17 protein-coding genes, 1 riboswitch and 1 other annotated feature are annotated in these 18,042 nt (G+C 27.0%); of the genes, 3 read left to right on the forward strand and 14 right to left on the reverse strand.

Going from position 1 to position 18,042, the window contains the following annotated elements; genetic code table 11:
* Nucleotides 1-91: 91 nt before the first annotated feature.
* The 6 genes from EIH23_RS10845 to trkA form a co-directional block, all read right to left on the reverse strand.
* Nucleotides 92-622, reverse strand: coding sequence for a hypothetical protein (locus EIH23_RS10845; protein WP_122640316.1), 531 nt, complete (start codon nt 620-622; stop codon nt 92-94).
* 77 nt (nt 623-699) lie between these two features.
* Nucleotides 700-1,362, reverse strand: a complete 663-nt coding sequence (locus tag EIH23_RS10850; RefSeq protein ID WP_122640317.1) for an amino acid ABC transporter ATP-binding protein — start codon at nt 1,360-1,362, stop codon at nt 700-702.
* A 9-nt stretch (nt 1,363-1,371) separates the two neighbouring features.
* Nucleotides 1,372-1,983: an amino acid ABC transporter permease gene (locus EIH23_RS10855; protein ID WP_122640318.1), complete on the reverse strand. Its 612-nt coding sequence runs from the start codon at nt 1,981-1,983 to the stop codon at nt 1,372-1,374.
* Nucleotides 1,984-2,017: 34 nt separating this feature from the next.
* Nucleotides 2,018-2,797 (reverse strand): amino acid ABC transporter substrate-binding protein, encoded by a 780-nt coding sequence (locus tag EIH23_RS10860; protein ID WP_122640319.1) that lies wholly within the window; start codon nt 2,795-2,797, stop codon nt 2,018-2,020.
* Between the two features lie 146 nt (nt 2,798-2,943).
* Nucleotides 2,944-3,206, reverse strand: a binding site (T-box leader).
* 88 nt (nt 3,207-3,294) lie between these two features.
* Nucleotides 3,295-4,737 (reverse strand): TrkH family potassium uptake protein, encoded by a 1,443-nt coding sequence (locus tag EIH23_RS10865; protein WP_122640320.1) that lies wholly within the window; start codon nt 4,735-4,737, stop codon nt 3,295-3,297.
* A 9-nt stretch (nt 4,738-4,746) separates the two neighbouring features.
* The gene (trkA, locus tag EIH23_RS10870; protein ID WP_122640321.1) at nt 4,747-6,096 is read right to left on the reverse strand and encodes a Trk system potassium transporter TrkA; all 1,350 of its coding nucleotides are present in this window, start codon (nt 6,094-6,096) and stop codon (nt 4,747-4,749) included.
* A 227-nt stretch (nt 6,097-6,323) separates the two neighbouring features.
* Here trkA and EIH23_RS10875 point away from each other — a divergent pair, with 227 nt between their 5' ends.
* The gene (locus tag EIH23_RS10875; RefSeq protein WP_122640322.1) at nt 6,324-6,713 is read left to right on the forward strand and encodes a 4Fe-4S binding protein; all 390 of its coding nucleotides are present in this window, start codon (nt 6,324-6,326) and stop codon (nt 6,711-6,713) included.
* A 122-nt stretch (nt 6,714-6,835) separates the two neighbouring features.
* On the opposite strand, the gene EIH23_RS10880 is transcribed toward EIH23_RS10875, so the two are convergent.
* The 4 genes from EIH23_RS10880 to nifV all read right to left on the reverse strand — a co-directional run bounded on the left by EIH23_RS10880 (nt 6,836) and on the right by nifV (nt 10,282).
* Complete coding sequence (locus tag EIH23_RS10880) at nt 6,836-7,459, reverse strand: hypothetical protein (protein WP_122640323.1); 624 nt, start codon at nt 7,457-7,459, stop codon at nt 6,836-6,838.
* A 242-nt stretch (nt 7,460-7,701) separates the two neighbouring features.
* Nucleotides 7,702-7,914 carry a hypothetical protein gene (locus EIH23_RS10885; RefSeq protein ID WP_122640324.1) on the reverse strand — a complete coding sequence of 71 codons (213 nt, stop codon included), beginning with the start codon at nt 7,912-7,914 and terminating at the stop codon, nt 7,702-7,704.
* Nucleotides 7,915-8,113: 199 nt separating this feature from the next.
* Nucleotides 8,114-9,109 (reverse strand): isocitrate/isopropylmalate dehydrogenase family protein, encoded by a 996-nt coding sequence (locus EIH23_RS10890; protein ID WP_122640325.1) that lies wholly within the window; start codon nt 9,107-9,109, stop codon nt 8,114-8,116.
* 15 nt (nt 9,110-9,124) lie between these two features.
* Nucleotides 9,125-10,282, reverse strand: a complete 1,158-nt coding sequence (nifV, locus tag EIH23_RS10895; RefSeq protein WP_122640326.1) for a homocitrate synthase — start codon at nt 10,280-10,282, stop codon at nt 9,125-9,127.
* A gap of 326 nt (nt 10,283-10,608) precedes the next feature.
* Nucleotides 10,609-10,714, forward strand: a riboswitch (SAM riboswitch).
* Nucleotides 10,715-10,799: 85 nt separating this feature from the next.
* Here nifV and EIH23_RS10900 point away from each other — a divergent pair.
* A complete protein-coding gene (locus EIH23_RS10900) occupies nt 10,800-11,627 on the forward strand; it encodes a MetQ/NlpA family ABC transporter substrate-binding protein (protein WP_122640327.1) in 828 nt (275 codons plus the stop codon).
* Between the two features lie 62 nt (nt 11,628-11,689).
* On the opposite strand, the gene EIH23_RS10905 is transcribed toward EIH23_RS10900, so the two are convergent.
* Nucleotides 11,690-12,973, reverse strand: coding sequence for a methionine gamma-lyase family protein (locus tag EIH23_RS10905; RefSeq protein ID WP_122640328.1), 1,284 nt, complete (start codon nt 12,971-12,973; stop codon nt 11,690-11,692).
* Nucleotides 12,974-13,178: 205 nt separating this feature from the next.
* On the opposite strand from EIH23_RS10905, the gene EIH23_RS10910 reads away from it, so the two are divergent.
* Nucleotides 13,179-14,558, forward strand: a complete 1,380-nt coding sequence (locus EIH23_RS10910; RefSeq protein ID WP_122640329.1) for a GntP family permease — start codon at nt 13,179-13,181, stop codon at nt 14,556-14,558.
* A gap of 60 nt (nt 14,559-14,618) precedes the next feature.
* Here the strand turns inward: EIH23_RS10910 and hfq are convergent, their stop codons facing one another.
* From hfq to mutL, 3 genes are all read right to left on the reverse strand, one after another.
* The gene (hfq, locus tag EIH23_RS10915) at nt 14,619-14,879 is read right to left on the reverse strand and encodes an RNA chaperone Hfq (protein ID WP_122640330.1); all 261 of its coding nucleotides are present in this window, start codon (nt 14,877-14,879) and stop codon (nt 14,619-14,621) included.
* Nucleotides 14,880-14,963: 84 nt separating this feature from the next.
* The gene (gene miaA, locus EIH23_RS10920; protein ID WP_122640331.1) at nt 14,964-15,905 is read right to left on the reverse strand and encodes a tRNA (adenosine(37)-N6)-dimethylallyltransferase MiaA; all 942 of its coding nucleotides are present in this window, start codon (nt 15,903-15,905) and stop codon (nt 14,964-14,966) included.
* 16 nt (nt 15,906-15,921) lie between these two features.
* Nucleotides 15,922-18,042, reverse strand: a complete 2,121-nt coding sequence (mutL, locus tag EIH23_RS10925; RefSeq protein WP_122640332.1) for a DNA mismatch repair endonuclease MutL — start codon at nt 18,040-18,042, stop codon at nt 15,922-15,924.

An 18,042-nucleotide genomic window follows, 5' to 3' on the forward strand; every position in this document is an offset into this window, starting at 1 on the left:
ATATAGGTCAAATCTTAATAGCGTCTAGTGTACTTTTCATATAAATAAAAAAAGAATGGTAATATATTATCCATTCTCTTTTTTTATTTAACTATCTAAATTCTGATATGTTATTATCTATACTTAAAAACTTAAGTATACTTGGTAATGGAAGTTTTTTAGCTTCTATTCCTTTTCCAAACTCTTCATAACATTCCTTTAATTCTTTATCATAAGTATGAATTATTCCATATTCTAATTCCGATAGATGAGTATATAAGTATTCCTTAACATCTTCTAAATTCTTTAAATTATCTATTTCACTTTCATTTAATATATGTTTAAATATTTCGAAGCCCTCTCCTCTTGAAGTCCATATAAATATTCTAAATGTGATCAACGCTCTTTCTATAAATAATCCTGTACTTATCGAATTCATATGATTTATATCATCGTATAAATGTTGATTAAAATCGATAAAACCACTTGGAAGTAAGTCATATGACTTTTCCTCATTAAATTCAATCTTACTTTCTATTATCTGTTTATATAGGCTTTCATATCCAGTTGCGTTTATTAGCATATCAGAAAACTTTGTAGGTTGTATGAATATATTTTCTTTAGTTATAAATTTACCTTTCATAAGTACCTCTCTTAATGTCTAATTAGTTTTTACAATATATTTTATCATATAAAGATATTTATTCAAGAATAAAGTTTTTAACTAACCTCTTTACTATATTCAATTATTCCATTACTTATATTTATTGTATTATCTGCAACTTCATCAGCAAAATTAGTATCATGAGTTATAATAAGTATAGTCATTCCTTGTGATTTAAGCGTCTTCATTATATTAACAATATTTTTTGTAGTTTCTTTATCTAAAGCTGAAGTTGGCTCATCAAAGCAAAGTATCTTTGGCATTAAGGCACATGCTCTAGCTATAGCTACTCTTTGCTGCTGACCACCAGATAATTGATATGGATAAAAATCACCTCTATCCTCTAACCCAACTAATTGTAATAATTCATTAGCTTTATTTATAGCTTCTTTTTTAGGTACTTTTAAAATACCAATTGGAGCTTCTATAATATTTTGTAATACACTCATATGAGGAAATAAATTAAAGTTTTGAAATACCATTCCTATTTTGCCTTTTTGATTATGAATGTCCTTACTATCGTTCATAACTTCTCCATCTATTATAATTTTACCAGAATCAAATTCCTCTAATCCGTTTATACATCTAAGTAAAGTGGTTTTACCTGCACCTGACTTTCCAAGTAATACACCTACCTCACCTTTTTCTAATCTAAATGAAATATCTCTAAGTACATTATTATTTTCAAATGATTTATTTAAATTCTTTATTTCTAACATAGTTTCCTCCTATTTATAATACGAATATTTTCTTTCTAGTAATTTAAAGCCTTGAGTAATAATCATTACTAAAGCTAAATAAATAATTCCTACTTGTATTAATGGTAATAAACTAACTTCTCTTATAGATTCTATTTGAGCCAATCTTAAAATATCATTTAACCCTAAAATATATACTAGTGAAGTGTCTTTTATTAATGTAATTACCTCATTTGACATTGGTGCTAGTATTCGTTTTATAACTTGAGGTAACAATATACGTTTATACATTGTAATCTTATCAAAGCCTAATACTACAGCAGCTTCTCTTTGTCCTTTATCTATAGATTCTATTCCGCCTCTAAATATTTCTGCAAAATAAGCCGCATAATTTAAAAAGAATGCAATTATACCCGATGTAAATCTATCAAATGTAACACCTAATAGTGGTAATCCATAAAATATGACTATTAACTGTAGAAGCAAAGGAGTACCTCTCATAACTAATATATATAGTTTTGCTACTAATTGTATTATTTTAAATTTAGACCTCTTTAAAATCGCTACTACGAGCCCTAATGGTATTGATAATATTAAAGTCACTATAAAAACTGATATTACAATGCCTAATCCTTTTAACATAAATTTGCCCCCTTAATTAAAACTTAATTACTTATTACTTAAACCATTTAGAATATATGTCATCAAATGTATTATCTTTTTTAATTTCATTTAGTGCTGTATTAACTTTATCTCTAAGTTCTGTATTATCCTTTTTAAATCCAACTACAAATACTTCTGTTCCGAAATCATCATTTAAAATAGAATAAATATCTTGATCTTTTTGGCTTATATAATATCTAGCAAGAACTTCATCTGCAACTAAAGCATCTATTCTCCCTATTTCTAAATCTCTAAAAGCATTATCGAAGGTATCATACAAGACTGGTTCTTTATTATTTATACTATCAACAAATGAAGTATCTTTTAAGACAGCTTCCATGCCAGCTGAATCACTTTGAGTTCCGACTGTTTTATTTTTTAAATCAGATTTACTATTTATATTAAAACTCTTTAATGTAACTATTATTTGCTTATTATCTAAATAAGAATCTGTGTAAGCTACTTTTGACTTTCTTTCTTCTGTTAATGTATATCCATTCCAAATTGCATCTATATTACCAGAATTAAGCTCAGCTTCTTTCATAGACCAATCTATTGATTGAAATTTAATATTCATATTTAATCTTTTTCCTACTTCATTTGCTAAGTCAACATCAAATCCAACTGTATTTCCTTTGCCATCTAAAAATCCCATTGGAACAAATGTATTATCATAACCTATTACCATTTCATTATTAGATTTCTCATTGATATTTGAACATCCTACTAAAACACTTGTATATATTATTGATAAAGTTGTAATTACTATTTTTTTTAATATATTTTTCTTCATAAATTCATTCTCCTCTTATTTATTTTCTAAATATTCTGAATAACAAAAGTATAATCATATCTTGATATACGATGTACGGTAATTAATATAAAATAATTAGGGCCCTTAAATTTTCATATTAAAAAACTCCCGTCTATAGCTTATAGCTATAGGACGGGAGTTAACTCACGTGGTTCCACCTATATTCATTAATGCCTCACGACACTAACCTCATCAAGTACTGCAATTAACTTGCTAATACTTTAGCACTATAACGGGTGCAAGGAATCCGGTACAGCCTACTAAAACAGTATTCTTTCGGTGTACTGCTCAAAGATGTGTTTCAATATAATATCAATATTTCCTTTCACCAAACGGAAACTCTCTGAAAAAGATGCTTATATCTACTCTTTCTTATCATCGCATTTGTAATTTCTTTATTTAATTATGTTTAAATCTTATATTATTATTTTATTCATGTCAATCATTTTATTATTTTTTCTTATAAAATTATATATTTATTTATGAAGCTTAAACGATGTAAATAGAAAAATCATTGGAAATATCTCTAATCTTCCAGCTAACATATCAAATATAAGTGTTAATTTAGATAGGTCAGAAAACGATGAAAAATTTCCAACAGGTCCTACTATAGAACCAAGACCTGGTCCTACATTACTTAAACATGTAACTACAGAGGTAACCATGCCAATTAAGTCTATATAATCTAGTGACAATAATATCATAGATACTATTATTATTATTATATATATAAAAAAATAAGTTTGAATTACATTTATAGTCTCATTTTCAACGTATTCATCATCAACCTTTATAGCATGTATAGAATGTGGTGAAAATATACATTTTAAATTGTTTATAGATACTTTAAATAAAGTTAATACTCTATATACCTTTATTCCACCCCCTGTTGATCCAGCACATGCACCAACTAGCATTAGAAGTATGATTAAAACTTGAGATAGTTTAGGCCAAAGAGAAAAATCTGCAGTTATAAAACCTGTTGTTGTTATAATTGAACTTACTTGAAAGAATGCATCTCTAAATGCTCGTCCTATGTTCATATATGATGGAATTATATTAAGAGTAATAATAATTGTAAAAAAAGTTACTATCTTTAAGTAACACTTTAATTCCTCACTTTTCAAAGCTTCTCTTATATTGCCTAAATAAACTAAATAATAGATATTAAAGTTTACTCCAAATATAAGCATAAATATGCCTACCACATAATCTATGTACGCACTATTATAAGATGCTATACTTGCGTTTGTTATAGAGTAGCCACCTGTGCCTGCAGTTGAAAAGGTTATAACTATGCTATCAAATAAAGGCATCTTACCTAATAGTAAGAATCCAACTTGAAATAAACTTAATGCAAAATATATCAAACATAAAATACGAGCATTCATTTTCACCTTAGAAACAAACTTAGTAACTATAGGACCTGGTACTTCTGCACGCATTAAATATATATTTTGACCTTTAGATTGTGGCAAAAATGATAATAAAAATACTAATATCCCTATACCGCCAATCCAATGAGTTAAACTTCTCCAAAATAACATGGCATAACTTAGCTTCTCAACATCAGTTAAAATAGTAGATCCTGTGGTAGTAAATCCTGAAACAGTTTCAAAGAATGCATCTATAAATTTAGGTATTTCTCCACTTAGATAAAACGGAAGTGAACCTAGTAATGATACAAGTATCCAAGATAAAGAAACTATTATAAATCCTTCTTTTGTATAGATTTTATGCTCCTTAGTTGGTATAATCGCTAATATAGAGCCTATAGCAATACATATTAATATAGACTGTATAAAGTAAGTATAGGCATCTTCATTATAAATAAAAGATACACCTAGAGGTAAACATAATAAAAGAGCTTCAAATAATACAATTTTTCCTGTTGTTTTTAAAACTACATTTAAATTCATTTGTTCCTCCTAATATATGATATTATCTAATCTTCTTAAAAACTTATTAGTAGTGATTAAGATAACATTATCGTTATTTCTTATATAATCATCATTTGTAGGTACTATAATTGAGCTATTTCTAATAATTGCTAAAATTATGATATTAGGTTTAATATTAAGGTTTTTTAATAATAATCCTGTTACTTTATCTTTTTTTGTTGCTTCAAATTCTAAAACTGTTACTTTATAACTTACTTTTTTTGTCATATATTCCTTTAAAAAAGTACATTCTTTTTCCTGGATACATTTAATTATATAACTTGATATAATCTCTTTAGGAGAGATAAATGCCGTTAAATCGCTGGACTCTAGTAAATTTGTAGTTGATACGTCATTTATTTTAGTGATTACTTTTTCTACATTACAATGAGATGCATACATTGATACAATTATATTTTTTTCATCTACATCAGTCATAGATACAAAAACGTCAGTACTTCTTATTCCCTCTTCAAGTAAAACATCTGGGATTGTTCCGTCTTCATTTATTATCTTAGATCTAGGAGCTAAGTGAGTTATTAACCTACATTTTTCTATATCTTTTTCTATAATTTTAACTTTAATTCCTAAATCACTAAGTTTATTAGCTAAACATATACTTACATTACCCCCACCAACTATAATCACAGATTTTATATTATCATGCAATATACCTGTATTTAAAAATAGAGACTGTATATTGTTATATTTACCTATTATATATACCTTATCATTTTCCTCTAATATAAAATCATAATTAGGAATAAATATTTCTTTATTCCTATATACAGCATAAACTAATACACTAGTTTTAAATTTTTTATTTATATCTATTATCTTAGTGTTAATCATCCTATTATTTTTTTTAAGTATTATTTCAATTAACTTAATACTTTCATCTTTAAATGAAGTAATACTTAAACAGTTTGGATATCTTAAAACATTTATAATTTCTTCTGAAACTATTTTTTCAGGACTAACTATTTTATCTAAATCAAAACTCTTCATCATAAAATCTAATTGATACAAGTACTCTATATTGCTAACTCTTGCAATAGTAGCTTTAGCACCTAATTTTTTAGCTATTATACAAGCCAGTAAATTAATCTCATCTGATGATGTAACTGCTATAGTTATATCTGATTTATTTACATCCGCTTTTACTTGAGTATCATAAATAACTCCATTTCCACATATAGCTTTAACATCATAATTATTCATGATTTTATGTATTTTAGTATAGTCTACATCTACTACAACTATATCGTGATTTTTTTTTGATAAGTTTTCAGTTAAAGACCTACCAACTTTTCCATTTCCGATTATCACTATATTCATAGTCGACCTCCAGTATGTATATTGAAATTAGATACAATTTAATTATTTTATTTATTCCTATGATAGATATATGCATTTTAGACTATATTATTATAAGTCTATGATATGTTTAAAGTTTAACATTATGAGTGGTTTTAATTGCTTTTTTATACATTGTATTCTACACTTTAAGTATCAACAAGGGTTCATACATAAAACTGTTAACTTAAACTTTGGAGGAGTATAGTATGAAAAAATTAGTTGTTACTGACAGATTAAAATGTCAATCTTGTTTATCTTGTGAAATAGCTTGTTCTGAAGCTTTTTACAAAAATTACACTGAGGAAACTTCGTGTATAAGAATAGGTAATAAAAAAGATGATTCTATAGATGTAAAAGTCTGTAATCAGTGTGGTGTATGTGCAAAGAAATGCCCTGAAGGCGCTATAAAAGAAAATTCAAAAGGAGTGTACATGATAAATAAAAAATTATGTACAGGGTGTATGACTTGTGTTCAAGTCTGTCCTAAAGGTATAATAGCTAAAGTTGAAGAAAAGGAAACTCCAAGTAAATGTATCGCTTGTGGTAAATGTGTTGATGTCTGTCCCGAGGAGATATTATCTATACAAGAGGTGTAATATAAAATGGATGTGTAATAATTTATTTAATTAAGTACACATCCATTTCTTAATCTATTTCTATTATTTTTACATTATATTTTTTATATATTACAAGTATATTTTTTAATTGCTTAAAATTACTATTTAGTTGCAATATCTTTGTTCTTAAAAGTCTTATAACTATGCATAAATGCTCTACTATTAAAAATATATTTTCCACCAATTTGAGTGTAATATTCTCCTGTTGAATCATAAATATCTTTAACTCTTTGAGTTAGATTTTTATGATAATATCTAAGTTCTTTAAATTCAGCTTTTAATTTATCAGCTGTCATCCAAACTTTGTTAGATGTTATATCAGCTAACTTAATATTTTCAAACTTTATATCATTTCTTTGTCCATATACATAAATTTCAGCTAATATCTCTTGTAAATTTTCATTAGTAAGATTATGCTTAAGCTTTAAATATGTTATAGCACCCATTGAATCTATACCTTTATCTTCAAGCTTTTCTTGATTTATTAGAGCATCTAAAGGCTGTCTTTTTATATATATATAATTTGCATCATCAAGTATATATTTACCTCTTAGATACTTAGCAGGCTTATATATTACAAGTATAGGACTATATTCTCCATTAATTTCCTCATTATTATAATCTAATATATCTTCTCTGCTATTAAGATTGTACTCACTAGAAATCATACCATATCTTGATTTTTCTTTTAAGGAATACATATTTTCACTTTTTATGTAATCCATTATGTCCTTTACGTAATCTTTATCAACTATATGAGTTCTATCATAAGTGTTATTAATATAATTACTTATTTGTTCTTCTTTAATTTTATTTATTTCATCTATATTTATTAAAAGTGCCGCACAAAGAGTTCTAAATTTAGCTTCTATATTAGTTATATCTGATTTTATATAAGCCTGAACATGATTTAAATTTTCCTCACTCTTTATACTTATAATATCCTTGCAAATCTGATCAATTGATATTAAGCAATTTTCATCAAATATATATTTGTTAATATTCTCTTTAATTGTTCAATATTAGAGTATATTCTTATATAATCACTTAATAAGTGTAATTTACTTTCTAATATTTCTTTTGGTATATTTATATTTAATTCATTTTCTTTAACACATAATCTTAAATCCCTATCATTGATTATATCTACTATATTATTTACTTTAACCTCTTCTGTCATTTTACCTCACCTTACTGCTCTAATTTAAAACTATGTATAATTATAACATGAATTTTATTCACATATAGATATTAATTGATTAAAAGCATTTTATTTTTATATAATTTTCATTTAACAGAAGGTTTTATTAACTATAATTTTATTATGTAAACAAATCAAAAAGAGCTAACTCTTTCTTGATATAGCTCTTAATATAATTCTATTTGATGTGTTTACAAATTTCCTCTACAAACTCTTGTGTAGTTGCGCTTCCCCCTAAATCAGAAGTCATTACTTTTCCTTCCATAAATACATGCTTAAGTGCATTTTCAATTTTTATAGCTTTATCTTGTTCGCCTAAGTATTTAAGCATCATAACTGCGGATTGAATAATTGCTGTAGGATTTGCTTTATTTTGATTCGCAATATCTGGTGCACTTCCATGAACTGCTTCAAATACAGCATAATCTTTTCCTATATTTGCGCCAGGTATTATTCCTAATCCACCTACTAATCCTGCACATAAATCAGATAGTATATCTCCATACAAATTAGGCATTACCATCACATCATATTTTTCAGGATTTAATACTAAATTCATAGCAGCAGCATCTACTATTAAATCGTTATATTCAAAATCATGTTTTTCACATATACTTCTAAATATATTTAAAAATAGACCATCTGTTAACTTCATTATATTGGCTTTATGAACACAAGTTAATTTATTTCTATTATTATCATTAACATAATCACAAGCAAATTGAATTATTCTTTTAGAAGCTTCTTTAGTTATTATTTTTATGCTTTCAGCACCATACTCCCCTAATTTGTGTTCTATTCCTGTATATAAGTCTTCTGTATTTTCTCTAACTATAACTAAATCTACATCTTCGTATCTTGATTTAATACCTTTAAATGTTTTTATCGGTCTTAAATTCGCATATAAGTCTAATTCCTGTCTTAAAGTTACATTGACACTTCTAAATCCTTTACCTATAGGAGTGGTTATTGGTCCCTTTATTGCAACCTTATTTTTCTTTACAGTATCTATTACATGTTTCGGTATAGGTGTATTGTATTTTTCTATTGCATTTTTACCTGCAATAACTTCTTCCCATTCTATATTTACACCTGTAGATTCTACTACCTTAACCATAGCCTTACATATTTCTGGTCCTATACCATCTCCTGGTATTAAAGTAATTTTATACATTTTAATTTCCTCCAATTAGTTTTTATTTATATATTTTTTAATATCTTGATATATTTGTACTAACTCCTTATCGAATAAAGTTCTTTTTGCTCTTATAGATAATGCTCTTACAGCTTCTAACATCATACTAGCTTCTTTTTCATTTAAATTTATTCCATATTCCTTAAATTTATTTACAATAGCTGCTTTTCCAGAATGTTTACCTATTACTATTTGTCTTTCAAGACCAACTTCTTTTGGATCGAATGCTTCATAATTAGTTGGGTTTTTTATCGCTCCGTCTGCATGAATACCAGATTCATGTTTAAACATGTTATCTCCTACTATAGCTTTCCACTTTGGTAATTCTCTTCCTGATGCATTAGAAACATACTCTGATATATATTTAAACTTTGTTGTATCTACATTTACTTCATATTTATAAACGTATTTTAAAGCCATTAAGACCTCTTCTAATGCAGCATTCCCAGCTCTCTCTCCTAAGCCATTTACAGTAACACCAATATGATTAGCACCTCCAAGAACACCCGCTATTGCATTAGCCGTAGCCATTCCAAAATCATTATGTGTATGCATTTCTATATCAAACTTAGTTTTATTGTATAATCCAAATATAATATCTTTTATGGCAAATGGTTCCATTACACCTACAGTATCACAATATCTAAATCTATTAGCTCCAGCTTGCTTTGCTAATTCTATAAATTTAACTAAAAAATCAAAATCTGCTCTAGATGCATCTTCACCATTAACAGAAACATATAATCCATTTTGCTTTGCAAATTCTACTGCTTTTACCATATTTTCTAAAACCCATTCTCTCGAAGTTTTTAACTTATGTTGTATGTGTATATCAGATACTGATACAGAAATAGCAACTGCATCTACACCACAATCTATAGAATTTTCTAGATCTGTAATCACTGCTCTATTCCATGCCATAATACTGGGTTTTAAGTTTCTTTTACATATAGACTTTATCACTTCTTTCTCATCTCCACCCATAGCAGGTATTCCTACTTCTAATTGATTTATACCTAAATCACTTAACATTTCTGCAATTGCTATTTTTTCATGATTAGCAAAAACTACACCTGCTGTTTGCTCTCCATCTCTTAATGTTGTATCAACTATACTTACTCCCTTAGAATGTTTTTTGTCAATAACACACATAAAATCCCCCCTTATTTATATCATTAAATTTTATACTAGCTGCATAATTTATTTAATAAATTTCATTTTATTATTTTTATAAGTTAGATTTTAAATCTTTTTATATATTATATTCGTTATTTTTCAATGTTGCATTAATTTTATAATATTTATTAAATTAATCAAAAATGAAAGTTTTTATATACATATTTCATATTCAATAAAATTTTATTTATTAATATGTCTTATAGCTCAAAATTTCATCAAATTTAATTTATATTCAGAAAAATCTAAAAAGTTATTTACAATTTGATTAATTTATATTAATATAAATATAAATTAAATAAGCCTTATCAAGAGAGGTGGAGGGACTGGCCCTTTGAAACCCGGCAACCAGTATATTTCTTATATACATGGTGCTAAATCCTGCAGCACATAGCTGGAAGATAAGTATAAACTGAAGTTAACCTGAGTTTATACTCAGGATTTTTTTATATTTTTTAGGCTTATTTCATAATAAACTTAAGGGGGATCTTATATGAAACTTAAAAAATTATTTAACAAGAAATTATTAGGAGTCGTGTTATCTTTAACACTAGGTATCTCAGCTGTAGGGTGTTCAACTAAAAGTAATGTATCAAGTAAAAATGATAAAACAATAGCTGTTGGCGCTATGCAAGTTCCAGGTACAGAATTATTTGAACATCTAAAATCTGAAGTAGAAAAAGAAGGTTATGAACTTGAAATAGTAACATTTAATGACTATACTACTCCAAATACAGCATTAGCTGATAGTGAGATTGACGCTAATTTATTCCAACATAGACCATATTTAAATGAATCTATAGAAAAGCAAGGATATGATTTAACAGATGTGGTAAGACTATATGAAGTTCCTCTACAAGCATACTCAAATAAAATAAAATCTTTTGATGAATTAAAATCTGGAGATAAGTTTGCAATACCTAATGATCCAACAAATGGATCTAGAGCCTTAAAAATATTAGAAGATGAAGGAGTAATAAAATTAAAGGAAGGTGTAGAACTATCTTCTGCAAAAGATATAATTGAGAATAAAAGAAATATAGAATTTATAGAAGCTGACGCTAGTCAATTGCCTTCATTATTACAAGATGTAGATGCTGCATTCATAAATGGTAATTTTGCTGCTGCTGCCGGATTAGATGCAAATAAACAAAGTATATACTCTCCAGAAATAGACGGTACATACGAAAATGTATTAGCATGCAGAACTGAAGACTTAAATAGTGAAAAAATAGAAATATTAAAAAAGATTTTAACATCTGATGAGTCTAGAAGCTTCTTAAAAGAACATTATAAAGGTATAATAATTCCTACATTTTAAATATAACTAAAAATAGCTCCTACATGTTATTTAACATAATAGGAGCTATTTTATATAATTTATTATTTATTTTTCGCTTTTTTCATAGACTGAATTGCTTTTAATGTACCCATCTTAGAATGATCAAATGTAAGTCCACCTTGGAAGTATACATTATATGGAGGTCTTATAGGAGCATCTGCACTTAATTCTATTGAAGATCCTTGTATGAATGCACCTGCTGCCATTATTACTTCACTGTCATAACCTGGCATTGCCCATGGCTCTGGTCTAACGTAAGAATCAACTGGAGCTGCAGCTTGTACTCCTTGACAGAAGCTTATAACTTCATCAGCATTATTAAGCCTAACAACTTGAATTATATCACTTCTTAAATCATCATATTTTGGAAGTACGTCATATCCTAATTTTTCAAATGCTCTTGCACAGAATATAGCACCCATTACAGCTTGAGAGGTAACATATGGTGCCATGAAAAATCCTTGAAGAACTGTTCTTGTAGTTCCAAATGTAAGTCCACATTCTTTACCTATTCCTGGAGTTGTTAATCTATATGATATCATTTCAACTAATTCTTTCTTACCAGCGATATACCCACCTGTTAATGCAAGACCACCACCTGGGTTTTTAATTAAAGAACCAGCCATTATATCTACGCCAACTTCTGTAGGCTCTTTTGTATCTAAAAATTCTCCATAACAGTTGTCAACCATAACTATTATATCTTTATTGATTGATTTTACAGTTTCTACAGCTTCTTTTATATCTTCTATTGTAAGAGATTTTCTCCAAGCGTATCCCTTAGACCTTTGTATCATTACAAGCTTAGTTCTATCATTTATTTTATTTTTTATACCTTCTAAATCTATATTTCCATCCTCTAAAAAGTCAACTTGATCATATGTAACTCCAAACTCTTTTAAAGATCCTTTTTCTTCCCTTATACCTATAACTCCTTGTAGGGTATCATAAGGTGCACCAGTAACTGAAAGTATTTCATCACCTGGTCTTACAATACCTTGTACACATAGACTTAATGCATGAGTTCCATTTACTATTATCGGTCTAACTAGTGCATCTTCTGCTCCAAATACATTTGCAAATATTTCTTCTACTTTTTCACGACCTATGTCATTATATCCGTAACCAGTAGTCCAGTTAAAGTGATTATCACTTAAATGAGCTTCCTGCATTGCCTTTAATACTTTATATTGATTAAATTCTCTTATTTGTTTTAGTTTTTCAAACTGAGGTTCTATGTCCTTCATTACTTCTTCTGCTAATTCAAAAGTTTCATTATCAAGTCCATAAAATCCTTTTAGTAGATCTTTAGTTTCATTAAGCATTTTATTCCACCTGTCTTTTTGTTTAATTTTAACATTAGAATTTTACCATATCACATATATTACTGCAAGTTTATACTTAATATAGTATTTTAAGTATAATAATATATTAATACTATTTGTAATTACAATACTTTAAATTTTTATTTTTGGATATATTAATATATACAATAATCTAAATATTAATATAGAAAGAGGACAACTTAATATGATAGGTATGATTGGATTAATTTTATCATTATCTTTGATAATAATATTAGCTTATAATGGATATTCAACAATTATAACTGCTCCACTAATAGCATTATTGACTGTATTAATTATAGGTGGAGAATCTAGTACACATTTAATGGTTCATTACACAGAAATATATATGGGTGGTTTTTCTAACTTTGTAAAAAACTATTTTCCAATCTTTCTAACAGGTGCTATTTTTGCAAAGTTAATGGAAGAAGTTATGTATGCTAAGTCTATAGCAAACTTTATTACGAATAATTTAGGAAAAGACAAAACTATATTAGCTTTAGTACTTGCTGGTGCACTTTTAACCTATGGAGGTGTATCTTTGTTTACTGTTGCATTTGTCTTGTATCCAATAGCAAATGTACTTTTTAAAGAGTCCAATATCCCTAAGAGATTAATTCCAGGGACTATTGCATTAGGTGCATTTACATTTACTATGACTGCTCTTCCTGGAACTCCAGAAATTCAAAACGTTATACCTATGAGATACTTTGGAACAGATACATTTTCCGCTCCATTAATAGGAATAGTGGCTAGTTTGCTAATGCTAACACTTGGTATGACATGGCTTACATACCGTGTAAAAAAAGCTGAATTAAATTTAGAAGGCTACGGTAACCATTTTATAGAAAATAGTAACATTGATTCTAAAGATCCTCCAAATATATTTGTAGCACTTGCACCAATATTGATTATATTTACAAGTAATTTATTCTTTTCTAAGGTATTTTATAAACTTATTGATGGTTCATATCTAAATAAGTATAATCTTACTTTAGATAATGTATCTGGAACATGGAGTGTTATTATTTCTATTGTCATAGCTATATCATTTATAATATTGCTTAACTCCAAAAAAATATCTAACTTAAATAATGTTATTAACGGAGGTATTTCAAATTCATTTTTACCTTTACTTAGTTCAAGTGCCATTGTTGGTTATGGAAGTGTTATAAAGTCTTTACCTGTATTTATTACATTACAATCAATAATACTTCATATATCTTCTAACCCTATAGTATCAGAAGCTTTATCGGTAAATATAATATGTGGTATTACTGCTTCTGCTTCAGGAGGTCTTACTATAACATTAGATTCACTAGCACATACTTTTATAGCTATGAGTAATACTCTTAACATATCACCACAAATCATGCATAGAATCGCTTCTCTTGCTTCAGGTGGACTAGATACACTTCCACATAACGGTGCTGTAATTACAACACTGGCTATTTGTGGATTAACTCATAAAGATTCATATAAAGATATATTTATTACCTCTGTACTTATACCAATATTTGTGACTACTATAATAGTTATAGTAACTTCAATATATTACACTTAAAATATAAAAAGACTCAAACTAGAAATAAGATCAGTTTGAGTCTTTTTATATTTTAAATTATTAATATCTATTATTAGTAGTAGCTTGAACTTGATTATTTTGTAGATTTATATTTTTATCAGGTATCATAGTTGATACTGCATGTTTATATATCATATTTTGTTGTCTGTTATCCCCTTCTACTAAGATTATGTAACTATCAAATCCTTTTACAACACCTTTAACTTTAACTCCATTCATTAAGTATATAGTTACAGGTATTCTTTCTTTTCTTGCATTATTTAAAAATAAATCCTGTAAATTTAAAACTGAATTTTTCATTGCCTAATACCCTCCCGAGATAAATTAAATTTTAAAATTATGTATATATTTTATTTAATATTTTACACTATTCTATATTATATTTTATACAAGTTTAATACTATTTTCAATAAAACTTAATACATCTTTTTCTAATATGTCGAAATCTTCATATTCATCTAGATTAAACCATTTAGCTTCTTTATACCTTTTAAACCATGTAATTTGCCTTTTAGCATATCTTCTAGAATCTCTTTTTATTATTTCTATAGCTTCATCATATGCATACTCACTATCTAGATATTTAATAATTTCTTTATATCCTATACCTTGCATAGATATTAAATCTCTAGAGTATCCCATATTAAGTAAGTTTTTAACTTCATCTACTAGACCTTTTTCCAACATTATGTCTACTCTTTTATTAATTCTTTCATATAAGTGAGCTCTGTCTCTATTTAAGACTATAATTATCGGTTCATATTTATCATTAAATTGTAAATCTTTTGAGAAATCATTCATTTTTTCTCCACTAAGACACACTTCTAAAGCCCTTATAACTCTTTTAGTATTATTTTTGTGTATCCTACTTGCTGCATCTTCATCAAGTTCTTTAAGCTTATTGTGTATATAATCTATACCATTTTCTTCAAGTTCTAATTTAAGCGTCTCTCTTAACTCATCATTAGCATTTGACTTTGCAAAATCCATATTATAAATTAATGAATTTAAATATAATCCTGTTCCACCTGTAACTAATGGCAACTTTCCTTTATTAATAATTTCTTCTATATAATTATCAGCTCTTTTTTGGAATTCTGAAACAGAGAAGTTATAGTCTGGCTTTACTTCATCTATCATATAATGAGTAACTCCACTCATCTCTTCCTTAGTTACTTTAGCACTTCCTACATCCATATACTCATATATTTGCATAGAGTCTGCTGATATTATTTCTGCATCCAAATTTTTAGCTATTTTAATAGACAAATCAGTTTTTCCAACTGCAGTTGGTCCTGTAAGTATAATAAGTGGTACTTTCTTCATAATAACCTTCCTTAAATTACATGATTCTTTTAAACATTTTTTCAATTTCTTTTTTTGTTATTTCAACTATTATAGGTCTACCATGTGGACAAGTAAAAGGATTTGTACATAAGCTTAATTGATTGATTAAACTATCAATTTCAATATTATGTATTTTATCATTTGCTTTTATAGCTGCTTTACAGGCCATTGATGCAAACTTTTCACCCTTTAACTCATAATTATTTTTTATTTCATCTATATTATCTATTATTTGAAGTATAAATTTTTCAGACTCCGGAACTCCAAATGTAGTTGGTACACATCTTATCATAATATGATTATTACCAAAGATCTCTATTTCAAAACCAAACTTCATAAATAAATCTAGGTTCTTTTCCACTTGTAACATATCAACACTAGATAACTCTAAAATTATAGGATCAAGCAACATCTGCATACTTATATCATGGTTATAAAACTTCTCCATATATTTTTCGTATAAAACCCTTTCATGTGCTACATGCTGATCTAGTAAATACATAGAATTTCCTTTTTGCAATACTATATAAGTGTTAAATATAGTACCTACTACATTATAACCACTTAGTGAAAATTTATTATCATCCTCCACAAAGAATCCTTCTTGAAAACTTTCAATAGGTTCATCATTTTTATCTTCAAAAATAGTATCTATATAGTCCGTTTCTTCTATCTTATCTAAACTTTCTAAATCTTCCATACTGAAAGATTTGCTTATATCTATGTTACCATCTATAATGAACTCGTTTTTATTATCTAACTTGCTTATAGTTATGTTTTTAGTTGGTAATTCTATTTTATCTTTATTAATTATAGATCTTTCTAAGCTTTTAGTTATATTATTATTTTCTTTTAAGCTATTGTCTATTTCATTTATTAAATTATAATTATCATTTATACTTATATGTTCATTTTTATCATTGTTTATACTAATATTTGATTTATTATCTTCTTTATTTTCATTAAGTATTTCATTTACAGACTTAAAGCTATTTATATTTAAGTCCTTAGATATATCAATTACTTCTATTGGAGCTTCACTTTCTTTTACTTTATCTATATTTTGTATAGACTTTATAGTAGGATTACTAGTTTTTTCATAAATCTCGTATTTTCCTAGTAAATTAGAACTCAATAATCTTCTTCTTAAATAGTCTCTAAGCTCTATATATAGATCTTTCTCATCTTCAAACTTAACTTCAAGTTTTGTAGGATGTATATTAACATCTATTTTAGATGGATTTATTTTAATATTTAAAAAGCATACTGCATGTTTTCCAATTGGAATTATAGATTTATAAGCTTCTGCTATTGCATCTAATATAACCTTACTTTTTACAAATCTTTTATCTATATATGTATGTTGTAAGTTTTTATTTGATCTGTAAGCATTATTATTGCCTATATATCCACTCATTTTAAAATACTCGCACTCAAAATCTACATCAATTAAATTTTCAGTAATGTCTTTTCCATAAATACTTCTAATTACATTAATAAGTTTTCCATCACCTGGTGTATTTAGCATTTGCTTTCCATTATTTATATACTTGAACTGAACATTTGGATTTCCTATTGCAAGCTTATTAATTAAATCACTTATATTAATAGTTTCAGCATGAGTTGATTTTAAAAACTTTTGTCTAACCGGTGTATTAAAGAATATATCTCTTATTATCATAGTTGTACCATTATTAGTTCCAACGGGCTCCTTAGATATTATCTTACCACCTTCAACTATAACTTTAGTTCCTACAGCTTCTTCTTTTGATTTAGTTATCATTTCCAGTTTTGATATAGCAGATATAGATGCTAATGCCTCACCTCTAAAACCTAAAGAATATAAATCATATAAATCATCTATTTTTTTTATTTTACTAGTTGCATGTCTTAAAAATGATTTATCTACTTCGCTGGATAATATTCCATATCCATTATCGGTTATTCTTATGGACTTTTTACCACCATCTACTATATCTATAATTACTTTAGTAGAATTTGCATCTATACAATTTTCTACTAATTCTTTTACTACAGAAGAAGGTCTTTCGACAACTTCCCCTGCAGCTATTTTATTTATTGTTAAATCGTCTAATATATTAATTCTATTTGACAT

The organism is Romboutsia sp. Marseille-P6047 (genome assembly GCF_900604535.1).
Classification (GTDB): domain Bacteria; phylum Bacillota; class Clostridia; order Peptostreptococcales; family Peptostreptococcaceae; genus Romboutsia_E.